The sequence below is a fragment of the Streptomyces paludis genome, assembly GCF_003344965.1.
GTDB lineage: Bacteria > Actinomycetota > Actinomycetes > Streptomycetales > Streptomycetaceae > Streptomyces > Streptomyces paludis.
On record NZ_CP031194.1, the window covers coordinates 6,240,874 to 6,256,887 of the forward strand.

Genomic DNA, 16,014 nt, shown 5'->3' on the forward strand with positions numbered 1-16,014 from the left:
TCAGTCCTCCGTTCCGGTCGGCTCGTCGAGCGCGGCGAGGAGCGCGGCGGTGTGGGCCTCGGCCCGTGTCATGCCCCCTGGCGCAGCCGGGCCCTTGCCGGGCACGGCGTAGAGGTTCGGGCGGCCGGGGGCGTGCTCTCGGGCGACCCACGAGCGCCAGTCGGCAGCCCAGGCATCCGCCGGCCGTGGCTTGAAGTCGGCCCGGTGGGCACGCCACTTCGCGTCGGCCGCCTGGAGGCCCTGCTCGCCGAGGCGGTCGAGGTGTCCCTGCTGGCGGGCCCAGGTGTGGGTGGCGTCATCGAGCTGCCACTCGGCAGCCGGGAGGACGACACCACCACTGCTGTACCTACGGTTCAATTCCGGTTCACTACGGTTCTGTGTGCCGGTTTCCGACACATCGCTGTGCCGGAAACCGGTACGCCGAGGTGCCGGTTTCCGCCGGGACCTGCCGGATTCCGGTACTGCCGGTTTCCGGACCCTCACAGAAGATTGCGGCACCTCACGGGGGCGGATTCCGTACCGCCGCAGGGCCGATACCCGAAGCATCGGAGCGCCGCCGGTTACCTCCTGCGATGCCGGGTTGGCGTGTTCCTCCTGCGCGATTTCTGCCGCTGCCTGGGCTGCGAGAGGGAGGCGGTAGACCGCGCTGCGCTGCGGGCCGGTGAGGTCGTCGAGGCGCTCCAACTCACCGGCGTGGACGAGTCGGTCGATAGCTTCGCGAACCGTCGAGACAGAAGCACGCGTGCGCGTGGCCAGACTTGAGAGCGACGCCCAGGAGACACACTGCTCGTCGGCTACCCGGTCGGCGATCGAGAGCAGGACCAGACGCGCGGTCCCACGACTGGAACTGTGCTCCCATACCCACTCGCGCGCCTCGCCGCTCATCGGCCGCTCCCTACGAGCGAGCGGGGCCGACGGTTCGCCGGTGCCGGAATGGTGTGTTCCGGCTCGGGGCACTGAAGCACCGAGGCGGAGGCGGCTGCCGCGCAGGCCAGGAGAATGGGCCTTTTGCGCAGAGCAGGAGGCATGCAAGAATCCCCTTTGCAGTGTTGCCACGCTGGTGCGCCCCTGGAAGGACTCAGCGTGGTGATGGTGGGCAATCCCCGCCCTTGCCGGGGCGGGCTGCCGTTTAGCGTTCGGCGTCCGGGAGTTACCGCTCTCGGGCGCCGTCGCGCTGTTTACGGGACCTACTCGGTCCGGTCCGTGCTCGTCGGCTCCTTACGTCCGTTTCCCCGGGCAGGCTGCCCGGGGACGACGAACATACGCAGGGACCCGTGTCAAGATCCAGACTTGGTTCTTAAACTCTGTACTGGTTGCAGAGAGTCATCTTGGGATCTGCCGCCGGAACCGCCCACGGGGCTCCCTCGCTCATTGGCCCACTGAGCTTTATGCATCCGGGAGTTGCGGTCCCCATGCGCGCCGACGCTGTTTCTGACGGCCTGTGCGGCCCTGCTGGATTGCGTGCTCCGCATTTCGCCCCGTACTCCGAAGGGAGCTGTTATGCGTACCGGCTCGCGCTCTGCACGTAGCGCCCAGGCCGGACTCTGTGGCCGCACAAAGGTGGAAGCAATGCTCGCTGCTTCCGGGACCTTTGGCCCTTTGTGCCAGGCGGTCGACATGCAAGACTCTCCTTGTAAGGCGCTGGTGCCGGTGAGTTCCTTCGTGAAGGGTCCGGCATGGTGATGAGTGAATCCCCGGTCCTTGCGTGGGACGGAGTGTCATTTCGGTTTGGGCGCCTGGGAGTTGTGCCTCGCAGGGTGCAGTCGCTACTTCCGGACCAACCTCGCCCGGCTGCGTTCTGTGCGTTTTCTTTATGACTCTCCTGTCGTCGTCAGTGCCGAGCGTGCTGCCTGGCGAGGACGACGAACATGGACGCGAGTCTGCGCCAAGGCCCAGACTCGGCTAAAGAACTTTCTACGACGCGCAGCAGACGCGACGACATCGCCGGCCGAGGGGCGAGGCTGCTGGCCGGGACGAGGACGCCAGGCGGATCGCGCCGGTCGCACCAGTAATGATCTTCACCTCTGCCTCCTCGTGTTCTCATACGTCGAATGCGCTGGTCAGCAAGTTTATGCGAAGGGTTCGACCCCTCGTCAACGGTGGGCAAATGGGAATCGACGCGCGTAGATCGCTGGCTCGGGAGTCGTTGAGGGGTACCTGACGTGCAGTAAGTCGCCTGCCGGGAAAGAGGAATTGAACGCTTCGGTAGCCGATAGTTGGATCCATCGATCCCCGTCCTGGCTGGGTGGGTTGATCGGAAACGAAAAGCGGCAAAGATTTGCCGCTTCCTCTCGGTGATCATGACCTGATGGCGGAGATGTCTGATTCGTTGGTGAACGTCTTCAAGGTCAGGGCGGGCGCTCGTTCAATTCTCAACAATGAGCTTTAGGGGAATGTGCCTCAGGTCACGCTTGTTCAAGATCGATAAAATCTTGCGTATGGTCTTAGCGGGGAGATGGGGGTGGGGGCAGCGATTGCGCTGACCCTCCTTTTTCATGCCCGAAACAGGCTTCTCCGCAGAGGAGAGGGAGGATCTCATGGCCGTTAAGCAACCGGACCCCGACGGTAACAGCAGAGCGGAAGTGGATATCTCCGCCGAGACGTCCACGGGCCGGGTCGCCGGCCAGTTCATGGGCTTCGGTGCGATGCTCAAACGCTGGCGGAAGTCCGCAGGCGTCACGCAGCCGCCCGCTGCCCGTGCCCTGGGTATCAGTGTGCGCACCTACCGTCATATCGAAAGTGGCGCGACTCCGCGCTTCTCACAGAAGCAGTGCGATGCCCTGGCCGCGCTGCTGAAACTGGACTCGGACGAACGCCACGCGCTGCTGCTTTACAACGTGGGTACGTACCTCCGGGCCGCGCCGACGGAGGGGCAGCCCGAAGTGGGCCCCGCGTTGCGTCTGCTCATCGACCGGCAGATGCCCAGCCCCACGTATCTCTCGGACCGAAACTGGAACATCCTCGCCTACAACCAGGCCATGGCCGAGATTTGGCCCTGGGCGACGGAGCCCCGGGCCAATCTGATCCGCTGGGCCCTCACCACAGCCGAAGGCCGCGCTACCTACCACGACTGGCACAAGCACGCCACGGTCTTCGTACGGATGCTGAGGTTTGCGCAGACCACCCACGGCGAGGACGTCGACCTCCAGGAGCTGATCGAGGACGTCAAGAAGAACCCGGATGTCCGGCACATCTGGGAGTCGGACGCCGACCTCGTCGAGCACCGCGACGGACACGTGTTCCTCGCCACCGTGCCGACGCTGGACTGGCGGACGATCGAGATCGTCAGCCATGTCGCCTACCCCGCGATCATGCCCGACTGCCGCTTCGTCGTCATGACCTGGGTAGAAGCCGAAGGCGATACTCAACGCGACGCACTGGGCGGCCCTCGGGACGCCTGGGCGGACGAAACGCACAACGGGGAACGCCGGCGGGACCTGGCTCAGGAGAGGCTCGCCGAAGGCGACCGGCTCCGGGACCAAGATGTCCGCACGGCGCGCCTGGCCGCGAGCAGCGCGCATCAAGCCGCGGCTCTGGCCGGCGACGACGGCATCCCCCTGCCTGCCCTCAGCCGCCTCGTGGGACCCGACGCCCAGCTGACGCTCTCGCCATCCAGACGCAACGTCGTCTGGGCCGTAAAGGAGCTATCAGGCCGCTGGGGCGTTACACGGGTCTCCCCGGCCACAGTGATAGCCCGCATCCAGCGACAGCCCCTGACGGACGAGCACCTCACCGAGATGAAGCAACTGGTGCGCTACGGACTACCGGCCGAACCCGAGGCCGCCCTCTCGCGCATCGAGCAACTCCTCAGCGAACACGACGCGGAGCAGCACGTGCTTCGCGAAATCTACAAGGAGTTGTACGGGCCCGACTACGCCCGGCCGGCATCGCGCGGAGACGACCCCCGAGAGGTCTAAACCGGCCGTCCGTGGGACCGCCCCGCTCAATGGCGTACGCCGACCAGCGCGAGCAGGCGCGGAAGCGATCGTGTCGTCACATCTCAGCTTCAGCCCATCCCGAGGAAAGAACGAACTCGTGCACAGGTACACCTATCCCTGCCCACTGCGCTGGGCCGACGCCGATGCATACGGGCACGTCAACAACGCGATGTTCCTTCGGTACATGGAGGAAGCGCGGACACGAATGTTCCAGGAGGTGGTGGGGGCCACACACGAAGACGGCCGCCGCCAGAACGCGTTCGTTGTCGGCCGCTCCGTCATCGACTTCCGCGCCCCGCTGTACTACCGCGACGCGCCGGTCGACGTGCACATCCGGGTCGCCAAGAGCAGCGCCGCGAGCTTCGAACTCGCCTACGAGATCAGCGACAACAATCTGCTGTACGCCGAGGCGACGACCACGATCGTCGCCTACAACCTGGATATCGGACGCCCTCGACGCCTCTCCGGACCCGAACGAGACTTCCTCGCCCGCTACAACAAACCCTGATCGAGGCTGGATCGCTCCGGTGAACCGTCCGCTCAACGAGTTGATGAAGAAGGCCGACCGCACACAGGGTCCTGCCGCCTGATCGCCCATTGCTCGTCCGTCAGAGACCCGAGGGCAGATGTGCCTGAACCGATCCTGCCCGGCATGAACTCCTTCGCGGCCGGGCCGGAAGGTGACTTCGGCGCGGTGCCCGCCGGACTGTGGCCTCTACTGGTCACGTCGCCGATCTTCGGGCCGGCTTTGTGAGTGCCACGCCGGGCAACGCCCTGTCAGATCTGGTTCTGCCCGCCGTCGACGTAGATGTTCGCGCCAACGACGTAGCTGCTCTGGTCGGAAGCGAGGAACGCCACCACTGCGGCGACCTCCTCAGGACGCCCTATGCGGCCCTTGGCCACGGTCGCTGCGACATTCTCCTTGACAGCGGACAGGGTCTCCTCGCCGCCGAAAATGTTGGCGAGTCCGGGAGTTTCCACCCCGCCCGGCGACACCGCGTTGACCCTGATGCCCCGGCCTTTGAGTTCGTTGGACCATGTCCGCGCGAATGACCGGACGGCGGCCTTGGACGCCGCGTACGCACCGAACGCCTCCATGCCGTTGTCGGCGGCTGTGGAGGAGGTCAGGATGACCGAGGCGCCGTCATTGAGCAGCGGGAGCGCCTTCTGTACGGTGAACACAGTGCCCCGGACGTTGACTCCGAAGGTCTGGTCGAAGTGGTCTTCGGTGGTCTGCTCCAGCGTGACGAACGTACCGACCGCCGCGTTCGCGACGAGCACGTCCAGTCCCTGTCCCCGGGCCCGGACCGCGTCGTAGAGCCGGTCCAGGTCGGCTGCCTCGGAGATGTCGCCGGCCACCGCGGTGGCCCTGGATGCTCCGATGGTCTCGATGGCGGCGTCCAACTCGGTCTTGCGCCGGCCTGTGATGAACACGTGCGCGCCCTCGTCTGCCAGACGTGCGGCGGTGGCCAGACCGATTCCGGTGCTGCCGCCGGTGACCACAGCCGTCCTGCCCTCAAGCTGTCCCATGCGAGTGTCTCCATATCCCTCTGTGTTGACCTGCTTCGACAGCCATACTTCAGGAACATTCCGGTACGGTGCATCATGTGTAGTCCTTGTTTCTTTACGTATCGTCCATAAGGGAGGTGGGTGTGCTCGGCTCCAGCGATCCGATCGCCGACGCCATCGGTCTTCTGCGCCCTCGCACCGTGATCGACCCCGGTCTCCATGCGGCAGGGCCGTGGGCGCTGCGCTTCGATCAGTCCTCGCATGTCAAGCTTGGTGTCGTCGCGCGCGGCGCATGCTGGCTGACCCTTGACGGGCACAAGCCCGTACTGCTGGAAGAGGGCGACTTCTACCTGCTGGGCAACCCCCCGCCTTACGTCCTGGCCAGCACACTCACCGCACCATCGCGCCCCGCGAAGCCGGTGTGGGAGAGCGCCAAGGACGGTGTCGTACGCATCGGCCCAGAGGCCGAGGAAGACACGTACCTCTGCGGCGGGCACTTCTCGTTCGAGGACACGAACACCCCAGTCCTGGCCCAAGTCCTACCGCTGCTCGTGCTTGTCCGTGCCGCAGATCCCCGCGGCAAGCTCCTGGCACATCTCAGCGAGCTCCTGGTCTCCGAGGCCAGGACCGCCGCCGCCGGCAGCTCTCTTGTCCTGAACCACCTCGCACAGGTCCTGTTCGTCCACATGCTGCGCGCCCACGCCGAACAGGCCGATCAGCCCACCGGCTGGCTGGGAGCGCTCAACGACGACGGTATCGGTGCAGCCCTTCGCGCCATGCACACCGACGCGGCACACCCCTGGACACTCAAAGAGCTTGCCGGCATCAGCCACATGTCACGTTCCGCGTTCGCCTCATCCTTCAAGGGCCGGGTCGGAGCCACCCCGCTGGACTATCTGATCCAGTGGAGAATGAGTCTCGCCCGCGACGCCCTGAGCCACGGCACGCGAACGATCTCCGAACTCGCGTTCATGATCGGCTACAAATCCGAGAGCGCGTTCAGCACCGCATTCCGCCGCGTGGTCGGCTCCTCGCCCAGACAATTCCGCGAGACATCAACCCGCGCGGCCAACGGCCGTCCGGATCAGGGCCGCTGACCCGTACCGCGACAAGTGCCCGTTCCCGGAGCCAGGATTCAGATATCGGCGTGGCAACGTCCCTGCACCGACCCGTGCCGTACACGGAAGCGGCTCAAGAGGCAGTTGGCCGAATCGCTGAGGTTGCCAAGTGCCGTACGCAAACAGGCGCGTTGGCGCGTATCAGGCCGGGCGGACTTGTAGAGTGCGGGGCTTCCGGTATGCCACGACCCTTGTGGAGCTGACTGTGTACGTGTTCGGTGGTCGCCTTCGGGCGGCTGGTCTCGGCGGAATCCCTCTTCGGGCCGAAGGAGGGCGATGACCTGTGGCGATTACTGATGCCGATATCGCGGGAGTGCTTGCCGCCTACCTTGAGCGCTACCCGCAGGAGGCCGGGCAGCTGGCCGAGCCGCTGCGGCTCTTGGCCGAAGGACAGGGGTTCGCCTCGCGGCGGACCTTCCCGATGCATGTCACCGCCGGCGCGCTGCTGGTCCGGGAAGGCGCCGAGATCCTTCTGATCGAGCACCTCGCGTACGGGATCACTTTGCAGCCGGGCGGTCATCTTGAGCCGAGCGATATGACGCTGGTCGGCGCGGCCTTGCGGGAGCTGTCCGAGGAGACCGGCATCGATCCCGAGCAGGTCGTCCCCGTCTCGATGGACCCTGCCTATGTCGAGTTCGGCCAGGTGCCGGCCAGGCCCGCGAAGGACGAGCCGGACCACTACCACCTGGACATCGGCTATGTCTTCGCGACGGTCGATGCCGAGGTCGGACGTATCCAGGAGTCCGAGGTGACGGGCGCCGCCTGGTATCCGCTGGACTTGGCAGAGCGCCTCGTCGGGCCCCGGATCGCGCGGGCGGTTACCGCATCGACCGGGATCGGGTAACCCTTCCGCCACCGGATGCCCTGGCCTCTGACGGCTCACGCGCAGGGAACGTTCCCTCGTAGTAGGCACTGGGGTACGGGAGTTCGGTGTCACGCTGCCTCCTCCGGAAGCTTGGCGACGATCACGAGCCAGCTCGTCACCGTGGCATCGTCCGGTCTGGTCCGGGTGGATGCCTCCGCGAGGATCGCCATTTTCTGCTCGTAGGAGAGGGCGCCCTCGGGGTGGGCGAAGACCGGGATGGACAGCCAGGCCGCCCTCTCGGCGGTGGTGGTGCGCTGACCGGTGACCTCCGCGGCGACGACGTCCAGCCCGGCATCGGCCAGAAGCCGGGTGATGGCGGGGAGCGGCAGCTTCGGAGGGATGGCGGCCGTCGGCGGGGCAATGCCGTAGTCGCGGGTGGCGATCTGCTGGATCAGGGTGGTGAGGGAAGGCCCGGTCGGCGGGACCGGTGCGTCGGGGTGGGTGACGCCGGCGAACGCGCCCCCGATGTTGAAGACGAACCGGCCTCCGGGCCGCAGAACACGGCGCACCGCGGTGACCACGGCGGCGACGTTGGTCTTCCACAGGGCCGAGTTGCACACGACGGCATCGACGCTGTGTGCCGGGACGTGACCGGCCAGGTTTTCGGCGGGTGCGTTGACCCAGGTCAGCCGGGAGTCGGTCAGGAGGTGGCGGCCGATGCGCTGCATGGCGGCGGAGCTGTCGAGGGAGACGATGGTGGCGTCGGGCGGTGCCAGGGCGAGGATGGCCTCGGCCGTCGTACCGGTGCCGCCGCACAGGTCGACGATCACACGGCTGTTGGTGAGCCCGGCACGTGCGGCAAGGTCGCGGCTGGAGGCGCTGTACATGGGGTAGGCGCGGGTGAAAGCGGCATAGGTCTCGGCGGTGGAGTCGTCGTCCCAGCCGGTGAGGGCGTCGTACTCCAACGGGTCTACCTCGTTCTCGTGGCCGGGGTACCGCACGTGGCGGTGGGGGAGGGGATCCGGATCTCCGCTCGGGCCGGACCGGCCGTACGGACGCGGGTGTTCTGCGCGCTCTTCGAGCCGGTCGGGTTGCGGCGGGTTGAGTCGAAGGACGGCTTGGCGTCGCGGCTCCGCTTGAGTTCGAAGAAGCCGTCCGTCGCCGCGACCATCAGCAGGCCGTCCCAGAGCTGTCTGGCGGCTTCGCCCCGGGGGGCCGGGGTGATGACGGGGCCGAACAGGGTTGTGCCGGCGATCCGCAGGACGGGGGCTCCGACGTCGAGCCCGACCTCGTCGAACGCCTCGTGGTGCGAGTCCTTGATGAGCGGGTCGAACTCCGTGGTGGTGGCTGCCGAGGCGAGTGACAGTGGCAGTTCGGCTTCCGTCAGGGCTTCGGTGATCACGGAGGGATCTTCGCGGCGCCGCTGGTTGTGCAGCCGGGTGCCGATGGCCGTGTAGAGCGGCCCCAGGGCTCCACGGCCGCTGTGCTCGGCGGCTGCGGCGCAGACGCGCACCGATCCCCAGGCCGTCGCCATCAGCTGCCGGTAGTCCTCGCTGAGGCCCTTGCCCTCGCGCTGGTCGAGGTTCAGGTAGGCGAGCGACATGATTCGCCAGTCGGCGCGCACCGGCCGGACCTGCTCGACCTCCAGGAGCCAGCGGGAGGTGATCCAGGCCCAGGGGCACCGCGGATCGAACCAGAACGGGACCTCGTGGATCTCGCTGTGGCGGGTTTCTTTCTTGATCGTCATGATGTGTACCGTCCAATCTCCGAGTGGTACCGCATGGCTTGTCGTCCGGCGGACGGGCTAGATGTCGAACAGCCCGCCCTGGACGGGGACGTTGCTCCTGGCGGTGCGCCCGGCGACCTTTACCAGGGCGGCGAGGTCGGTGAGCTGTGAGGTGTCGTCCGCAGCGTCAAGGAGGTGGAGGAACACTTTCGCGGTGACGTCGACGTCGGCGTAGGCCCGGTGGCGGGCGGCCGGCCGGGGGATGGTGAAGTGCGCCAGGAGGGTGTCGAGCTTGTAGTTGGCCAGGCCGGGGAACAGGTGCTTGGCGAGGGGAATGGTGTCGAGGAAGTTGACACGGGCCAGGGTCGGGCAGTGTGCGCGGGCGTTGTGGATGACGTTGGCCTCGGTGGCGGCGTGCTGCGCGACCAGCAGGTACTGGCTGTCAGGGGTGAATCGCCGGTCCAGGGCTCCCATGACGTGAGCAACGTCCGGGGCGCCTGCCAGTTCTGCCGCTGTCAGGCCGGTCTGGGCCGTGTCGGCCGGTGTCACAGGGGCGAACGCGGGCGGCCGGATGAGGGAGGTGCTCCTCCCCGCCTCCGTCCATGCCCCGTCCTGGCAGCGAAGGGCGAGAGCGGCGACTTCGATGGGCTGCGCCGGGTGGCCCGTCGGCGTTGTGGTCTCGAAGTCGACGACCACGAATGTCGTTGCCCGGAAGTCGGGGTCGTCGGTCAAGCTGCCCATGCGTCCGCCGTTCACGTCGGTTGGGTGGCATCGTTGGCGCGTGCCCTGCTCGTCGAGGAGAGTGCGTGCCGGCGCCTGCTCGGGGTGGGTTCCTGGTCAGTGCCCGAGGACTCGGGCCACGGCCGCCGTGGCGGCTTGCAGATTCGGTGCGTTCCACCGGCGCTCGCCGGTCCAGGTTTCGCTCAGGGACTGGTAGAGGTCCGACATCACTGGCAGGAAGTCGCCTGGCAGGGGCGTTGGCGTGGGCCACCGGTGCCGGGGGACGCCCTCGGCGATCAGCTGGTTGACGGGGACTGCGTGCCCGTTGTCCACGTACCAGTTCCGCAGGACCTGCTTGCCGCAGTGCACGCCGTCGTACAGCAGGCGGCTCTCGTCGGGCGTGCCGGGGCTGTCGGCGAGCATGAGACCACCATCGCCCGCCACCACGAATTCGAGTTTGCCGTCGCAGTGCCGCAGGCCCACCGTGCGCGCGTGTTCGGTCAGTACGCGGTTGACCGTGGCGGTGGTGTCGAGCAGGTCGTGGAACTGGTCGTCGTCGAGGCCCGTGAGCCGTTGGGCTTCCGCCGTGTCGATGTACTGGTTGACGTTGTCCAGCATGGTCGCGAACTCTACGAGCGGCTTCTTCAGCTCTTCCCCGACTGCGGGGAGGGAGCTGAGTCCGGCCTGGGCCGGGGTGAGGGTGCCGGTGGCGAGCCGGCGGTGGACGGAGCTGCCCTGCGGGAGTTCGGTGCGGACAAGGACCTGCACGGGGATCAGGGTGTTGCGGGCGCCGGGGGGCAAGGGCAGGGTGTCCGGGGCGGGAAGGTGTGCGAGATCGAACTCTATGCGGTGGGGGGCGATGAACCGGCGGAAGTGGGTCCGTACGCCGGCTGCCTCCAGCAGGGCGAAGTTGAAGGCGGCCATGCGGGAGATGGCTTCGCCCTTGCCGGGGATCAGGTCCGGCATCCGGCCGTAGTGGAACACCGTGTAGGCGTCGGTGTATTCGAAGATGCCGACGCCCGTACGGGTTTCCGTGGCCGGGGTGGTGATCTTCAGGTTCTTGGTCGAGTGGAGGACGGGCATCATGCTCCTCTGCGCGGCGGCGGGGGGCCGTCACCGGTCGGAATCGGCGGTGAGTGGCGCGGGGACGGATGTGGGGCTGGGGCAGGCGGCCGTCTCGCGGTCGGCGGCCTGCCCGCGCGCGCAGCCGCGCGGCAACGGTGCTCCGGATCCTGAAGGCAGGCCCGCGGTGTCCTCGGTGCCTTCGCCGATGGGGGCCAGGTGGCTGTCGATGACTCTGAGTACGTGCATGTCGGCCGCGAGCGCGGAGGCGATACCGTCCGGGGCGTCCTCCACGGCGAGGCAGCGCTCCGGCGGGACGCCGATGCGGCGGGCAGCCTCCAGGAACACGTCGGGGGCGGGCTTGCCGCGCGCCGTGTCCTCCCGGGTGACAACAGCTGCGAACTCGTGGCTCAGGCCCAGGGCTTCTATCCCGGGATGGACGAGAATGCGGCTGGCCGCGGACGCCACGACGCAGGGCAGTCCGGCGCGGCGCGCCGCGCGCAGGAGCGTCACGCTGCATGCGATGGGGGAGATGGTGTGCAGGTGGGCCAGGAGGTGGGCGCGGCTGCGGCGGATGATCTCGTCGTGGGGCAGCTGCCGTGCGCCGGGCAGCGCGGCGAGCAGGTCGTGGATGGACAGGCCGAAGTTCCGGCGGTACCAGTCCGCGTCCAGGTCGAGCCCGTACGGCTGGAGCGCCGCGCGCAGCGACTGTTCCTGATGGGCCGTCGTGTCGGCGAGGGTTCCGTCGAAATCGAAGATCACAGCCAGGATGCCGTCGGGGACGTCTGGCGAGCAGCTTTCGTCGAGGGCGGGGATCGGGCTGCCCGGTGGGAGGGCCGTCTCGCTCACGCCGGCACCTCTTCCGCGCGGTGTCCGCAGCACATGCACGGCGCGCCCTCGCCCATCCACGGTTCGCGCAGGCAGTCCAGGCCGGGTCCGGCGCTGCCGATCCAGTCCCGGATCTGCGCGGCGGCCTCGTACTCGTCGGTGATACGCCGGTCTACGACGCGGTAGCGGGCCGGATCGGTGGCGGCGACCCGTTCGAACAGCGCGCACGCCTTGCGCATGAACGTCGCCTGCTCGGTGGTGAAGACCCGCCGGTCGCGGCGCTGCGCGCGTACCAGGGCCTGGTCGGCGTCGTCGGTGACGAGGATCGTGAGGTCGGGCAGCGGCCGGTAGGAAGACGCGAGGTCGAGCAGGGCCAGGGCGGTCTCAAGAGCCCGGTCCGGGTGGTCGGGGTGCAGCAGCAGCGCCTGGCACACCGCCGTGGTGTCAACGCTGCGACCTTCGACGACTGTGCGTCCGCGGGCCAGGTCGGGGAGCAGAGTGTCGAGGTCGTGGCGCTTGATGGCCATCAGGAGGAGTGCCTCGGCCATGGGGGTGCCCCCGCGGAGGAACGGGTCGCCGGTGCTGGCCTCGCGCAGCGCCTGGAGCAGGGCTTCGCCCAGTCCGGGGCGTCCGTTGGCCCGCTGGGAGAACTCGTCCAGCATCAGCGGCTTCTCGTCGAGGGCTTCGACGGCGCGGTTGGTCAAGTAGGTTTTGCCGACGCCGTTGAGGCCCTCGGCGGAGATCAGCGGGCCGCGGGTACACGTGTGGCTCAACGGTGTGATCGTCACGTGGCGTGCTCCTTTCGGAGACGAGGACAGGGCGCCGGAACGGCTGTTCCGGAGGTGTGCGGCGGTCACGGTGCCCACGCGGCGGTGGCGCGGGCGATGACGTCGGCGTAGTGGTCGAGGGTTGCCTGGGTGTCGCGTTCGGTCAGGACGACGGCGAGCGTGCGGTCGAGGATCTCGGCCGTGCCGCGGCACGGCTGCTCCGGCCTGGGGAATGGGGATCGGGTGTCGCAGGGCACGAGCCGGAAGCTGCCGGTGGAGTTCGGCACTCCCTGCTGCGCGAGATGTTCGGCGAACGCCCGGGGGCCGGACAGCTTGATGCGGAGCAGTGGGGAGAAGCCGTTCCACTCCTCACCGGCGGAGGGAGTAAGAGCACTCAGTCCGGGGACCTGCTCCAGGGCGGTCAGGAGGTATTGGGTCTGGGCGCGGCGCAGTTCGATCAGGTCAGGGAGTCGGCGGAGGTTGGCCAGGGCGAGAGCGGCCAAGGGGGCGGCGAGGCGGGAGTTGGTGGCCAGGCGGCTGAAGGGGGCTTCGCCGGGCGGGGCGGGCTGCCAGTGGCTCCGGAAGGCGCGCGCGTGCGCGGCGACCACTCCACTGTCCGTGGTGAGGAACCCGCCTTCGCCGCTCCACAGGATCTTGCCGTCCTTCATACTGAAGCAGCCGGCCGTGCCGACCATGCCGGCCGACTGTTCGTTCCGCGCCGTGCCGACGGCTTGGGCCGCGTCCTCGACGACGGCGAGTCCGTGCTCGGACGCGAACGCTGCCAGGGAGCCCGGGTCTCCCATCCGGCCCCACAGGTGGACCGGGATGATCGCACGCGTCCGCGCGGTGACCTTACGGGCCGCATCCTTGTAGTCCAGGTCCAAGGTGGCCGGGTCGCTGTCGACGAAAACCGGCGTTGCCCCGAGCGCGCGAAGAGGTGCCACGGTCATGATCACGGTCAGCGCCGGGACGAGGACCTCGTCCCCCGGTCCGATCCCGCAGGCGGACAACGCGGCGTGCAGGGCAGCGGTGCCCGAGGACACGGCGACCGCGTGAGCGATGCCGAGCCTGCGCGCGGCTTCTTCCTCGAACATCCGCAGATGGCCGGAGCCCGCAAGGTCGGGCATGGCCGACAGACAGGCGGCCACCTCCCGCAGCAGCGGCGCCGTGTCGGGGGGCGGGGGAAGGCTCATCGGCCGGCCTCCTTGTTGAGCAGGCGCGGCATGTCCAGGACCAGCGGCCACATGTTCACGCAGTCCCGGCTGAAGTGAGAGCAGTCCGTACACACGGGACGCCCGTCGAACAACGTCCGGGCATCTGCCCCGGCGATCGTCCGCCGCCGCTCGGCGGGGGTCGCGGCGATCCGGCGATCGGACGGGCAGTCCCACAGCGAGCCGTCCGGCTGGACGAAGAACAGCTGCGCCCCGCCGAAGCACTCCCGCACGCGACCGCCGGCCTGGGTGGAGATCGCGGAGACGAAGCGCAGCATGGAGCCGGGCGAGGGAACCGCCAGGCCCGCCGGGTCAGCTAGCAGGCGGGCCAGTTCCTGGGCCACGGTCACCGTGTCCTCGGGGGTGTGCGCGAGCTCGTCGAACAGCTTGTGGTCGGGTGCCAGGGAGATCGGCTGCGGCACGAAGTAGTCCACGCCGAGTTCTGCGCCCAGCCGCGCCACCTCCGTGATCTCCTGCGGCGCCGGCTTCATCACCACGCTGTAGATCCCGACCCGCGGCACCGGTCCGGTGCCGCGGGCCCTCAGCAGTGCCTGGATGCCGGCCACGACGTCGGCGTGGCCGAACTTCCCGGAGCGGGACGGCCGCAGGCGGTCGTTGGAGGCCGGGTCCACGCTGTCCAGGGACACCGACACCCCGTCGACCTGAAACTCGATGAGACGTTCGGCGATGCCCGGGCGGGTGAGGGGGATTCCGTTCGTGGCGATGACCACCTCGCATCCCGCGTTCTTGATGATCTCGATCAGGTCCAAGGCGGCGGGCCAGTCCAGAGGCTCGCCGCCCGCGATGACGACCCGCTCGACGGGGGAGCCCTCCAGTGTCCGCGCGAACGCGGTGATCGCCTCCCGGCTCAAGTCATTGCGGGAGATGTGCGACAGGATGCCGAACTGGTTGGGCGGGCTGACCTTGTGCTCCTCCACGGTGCCGAAGTAGCAGTACAGGCAGGCCACGGCACAGCGGGAGCGCAATCCCCACAGGAGTGTGATGTCACGACGCATGGACGGCCTCCCGCCGCTGGATCAGGTCCTCCACGGCACCCCGGAGTGCCTTCGCGCTCTCGGCCCGGCTGTAGCCGCTCACGTCCAGGACGGTGAACCGCTCCGGGTGGGTGAGGGCGATATCGCGGTAGAGGACCTCGGCCTGTTCGATCACCACGAGATCCCGGTTGGCGAGCACCCGGCCGGTCCGGGCGGCGAACCGGCTGGTGGCGACCTCCCGGTCGCCGGTCAGCAGGACCGTCGCATCGGGGGTGGGACGCCACGGAGCCATCGTCGCGAGGATGCGCTCCGCCAGCGCCATAGGCTGCAGGCCCGGGTGCTGGGCGGCCAGGATCACCGCCTGGTAGATGGCGGTGCTGTCGACCCCACGGTCTTCGAGAATCACCTCGACACCGGTCAAGTCGCCCTTGCTCAGGCGCTCGTACTCGCGGACCTTCAGAGCGAGGAAGGCCAGGGTCTCGACGACGGGATGCCCCGCCCGCAGAAAGACGTCCCCCGTCGAGGCGAGAGCGGTGATCACCTGGCCGGGCAGCGTGTCACCGTCCTTGTCCGTCAATTCGCTCAGCCGCATGCACCGCGGGCCCAGCTCGGCCGCGACCGTACGGATCGCCTCGCTCTTCCCCACCCCGTTGAGGCCCTCGACGCTCACCCACAGTGGCCGCACACGACAGATAGCGGCACGGGGACCGGGCACGATGGGGGCCATCATGCCCTCCGTCTCGCTCCGATCCATGGCGTGCCCGGCGCGGGACTCCACTTCAGCGCTCATGATGCGCCTCCCAGGGGAAGACGACCCAGGTGTCCGTCAGTGAGGCGATGTAGTCGATGTGGTGGTGGGGGGCGGGTTCTTGTGTCCAGTTGGTCCGGTTCACGGCGAGGACCGCAGTGCGCACCCGGGCGGGGCCGAGGTCGCGGATCATCCGGGTCGTGAGGTCGAGGGTCACGCCGCTGCCGGCGATGTCGTCGACGAGCAGCACGTCCAGGCCGGTGAGGTCGCCGAGCGACGCGGGGTTCCGGGCGGTGGGAAGCGTGCTCTTGGCGGCGTTGATGCCGTCGCTGGTGGTACGGGTGACCTCGACGGTCCGCACGTCGCGGATCGCGAGCCGGTGGGCGAGCCACACGGCCGGGATCATGCCGCCGCGGACGATGCCCACCACCACCTGCGGCGTCCCTGCGGCCGTCACCTGGTGCGCGAGGGCCCCCGTCGCGGCGGCGAGGTCGTCCCACGTCACATACGTGGGGCCGGGCCGGTCAGCACGTATCGACGGAGTCGACGACGGTGCCATCTGCTCTACCTCCTTCTCGGTCAACTCG

General features: G+C 68.3%; 15 protein-coding genes and 1 pseudogene. 4 read left to right on the plus strand and 12 right to left on the minus strand.

Annotation, left to right across the window (positions count from 1 at the left end; translation table 11 throughout):
• Positions 1 to 885 (minus strand): helix-turn-helix domain-containing protein, encoded by an 885-nt coding sequence (locus tag DVK44_RS27650; RefSeq protein WP_114662992.1) that lies wholly within the window; start codon positions 883 to 885, stop codon positions 1 to 3.
• Positions 886 to 2,537: 1,652 nt separating this feature from the next.
• Between DVK44_RS27650 and DVK44_RS27655 the strand changes: the two genes are divergently transcribed.
• Together DVK44_RS27655 and DVK44_RS27660 are read left to right on the plus strand one after the other, a co-directional pair.
• Positions 2,538 to 3,917: a helix-turn-helix transcriptional regulator gene (locus DVK44_RS27655; RefSeq protein ID WP_114662993.1), complete on the plus strand. Its 1,380-nt coding sequence runs from the start codon at positions 2,538 to 2,540 to the stop codon at positions 3,915 to 3,917.
• Positions 3,918 to 4,035: 118 nt separating this feature from the next.
• Entirely contained in the window at positions 4,036 to 4,446 is a 411-nt protein-coding gene (locus DVK44_RS27660; RefSeq protein ID WP_114662994.1) for an acyl-CoA thioesterase, read from the plus strand.
• A gap of 269 nt (positions 4,447 to 4,715) precedes the next feature.
• Here DVK44_RS27660 and DVK44_RS27665 read toward each other — a convergent pair whose 3' ends face one another.
• Entirely contained in the window at positions 4,716 to 5,468 is a 753-nt protein-coding gene (locus tag DVK44_RS27665) for an SDR family NAD(P)-dependent oxidoreductase (RefSeq protein ID WP_114662996.1), read from the minus strand.
• Between the two features lie 122 nt (positions 5,469 to 5,590).
• Between DVK44_RS27665 and DVK44_RS27670 the strand changes: the two genes are divergently transcribed.
• Complete coding sequence (locus DVK44_RS27670; protein ID WP_114662998.1) at positions 5,591 to 6,544, plus strand: AraC family transcriptional regulator; 954 nt, start codon at positions 5,591 to 5,593, stop codon at positions 6,542 to 6,544.
• 304 nt (positions 6,545 to 6,848) lie between these two features.
• Positions 6,849 to 7,409, plus strand: coding sequence for an NUDIX hydrolase (locus tag DVK44_RS27675; protein ID WP_114663000.1), 561 nt, complete (start codon positions 6,849 to 6,851; stop codon positions 7,407 to 7,409).
• An 89-nt stretch (positions 7,410 to 7,498) separates the two neighbouring features.
• On the opposite strand, the gene DVK44_RS27680 is transcribed toward DVK44_RS27675, so the two are convergent.
• The 10 genes and pseudogenes from DVK44_RS27680 to DVK44_RS27725 all read right to left on the minus strand — a co-directional run bounded on the left by DVK44_RS27680 (position 7,499) and on the right by DVK44_RS27725 (position 15,986).
• Positions 7,499 to 8,335: a class I SAM-dependent methyltransferase gene (locus DVK44_RS27680; RefSeq protein WP_114665478.1), complete on the minus strand. Its 837-nt coding sequence runs from the start codon at positions 8,333 to 8,335 to the stop codon at positions 7,499 to 7,501.
• Positions 8,336 to 8,475: 140 nt separating this feature from the next.
• Positions 8,476 to 9,117, minus strand: a pseudogene (locus tag DVK44_RS27685) (mycothiol-dependent nitroreductase Rv2466c family protein); the annotation flags it as partial.
• A 57-nt stretch (positions 9,118 to 9,174) separates the two neighbouring features.
• Positions 9,175 to 9,837, minus strand: a complete 663-nt coding sequence (locus tag DVK44_RS27690; RefSeq protein WP_114663002.1) for a 3'-5' exonuclease — start codon at positions 9,835 to 9,837, stop codon at positions 9,175 to 9,177.
• 96 nt (positions 9,838 to 9,933) lie between these two features.
• Positions 9,934 to 10,899, minus strand: coding sequence for a phosphoribosylaminoimidazolesuccinocarboxamide synthase (locus tag DVK44_RS27695; protein WP_114665479.1), 966 nt, complete (start codon positions 10,897 to 10,899; stop codon positions 9,934 to 9,936).
• 30 nt (positions 10,900 to 10,929) lie between these two features.
• A complete protein-coding gene (locus tag DVK44_RS27700) occupies positions 10,930 to 11,727 on the minus strand; it encodes an HAD family hydrolase (protein ID WP_228447397.1) in 798 nt (265 codons plus the stop codon).
• On the minus strand, positions 11,724 to 12,479 hold the full coding sequence (locus DVK44_RS27705; protein ID WP_228447398.1) for a nucleoside/nucleotide kinase family protein: 756 nt from the start codon (positions 12,477 to 12,479) through the stop codon (positions 11,724 to 11,726). Before DVK44_RS27705 ends, DVK44_RS27700 begins: the two co-directional genes overlap by 4 nt.
• Positions 12,480 to 12,559: 80 nt before the next feature.
• A complete protein-coding gene (locus DVK44_RS27710) occupies positions 12,560 to 13,666 on the minus strand; it encodes a DegT/DnrJ/EryC1/StrS family aminotransferase (RefSeq protein ID WP_114663006.1) in 1,107 nt (368 codons plus the stop codon).
• The gene (locus tag DVK44_RS27715) at positions 13,663 to 14,700 is read right to left on the minus strand and encodes a radical SAM protein (RefSeq protein WP_114663008.1); all 1,038 of its coding nucleotides are present in this window, start codon (positions 14,698 to 14,700) and stop codon (positions 13,663 to 13,665) included. Before DVK44_RS27715 ends, DVK44_RS27710 begins: the two co-directional genes overlap by 4 nt.
• Complete coding sequence (locus tag DVK44_RS27720; RefSeq protein WP_228447399.1) at positions 14,690 to 15,469, minus strand: thymidylate kinase; 780 nt, start codon at positions 15,467 to 15,469, stop codon at positions 14,690 to 14,692. The genes DVK44_RS27715 and DVK44_RS27720 overlap by 11 nt, the downstream gene beginning before the upstream one ends.
• The gene (locus DVK44_RS27725; protein WP_114663010.1) at positions 15,459 to 15,986 is read right to left on the minus strand and encodes a phosphoribosyltransferase; all 528 of its coding nucleotides are present in this window, start codon (positions 15,984 to 15,986) and stop codon (positions 15,459 to 15,461) included. The genes DVK44_RS27720 and DVK44_RS27725 overlap by 11 nt, the downstream gene beginning before the upstream one ends.
• Between the last annotated feature and the right edge of the window lie 28 nt (positions 15,987 to 16,014).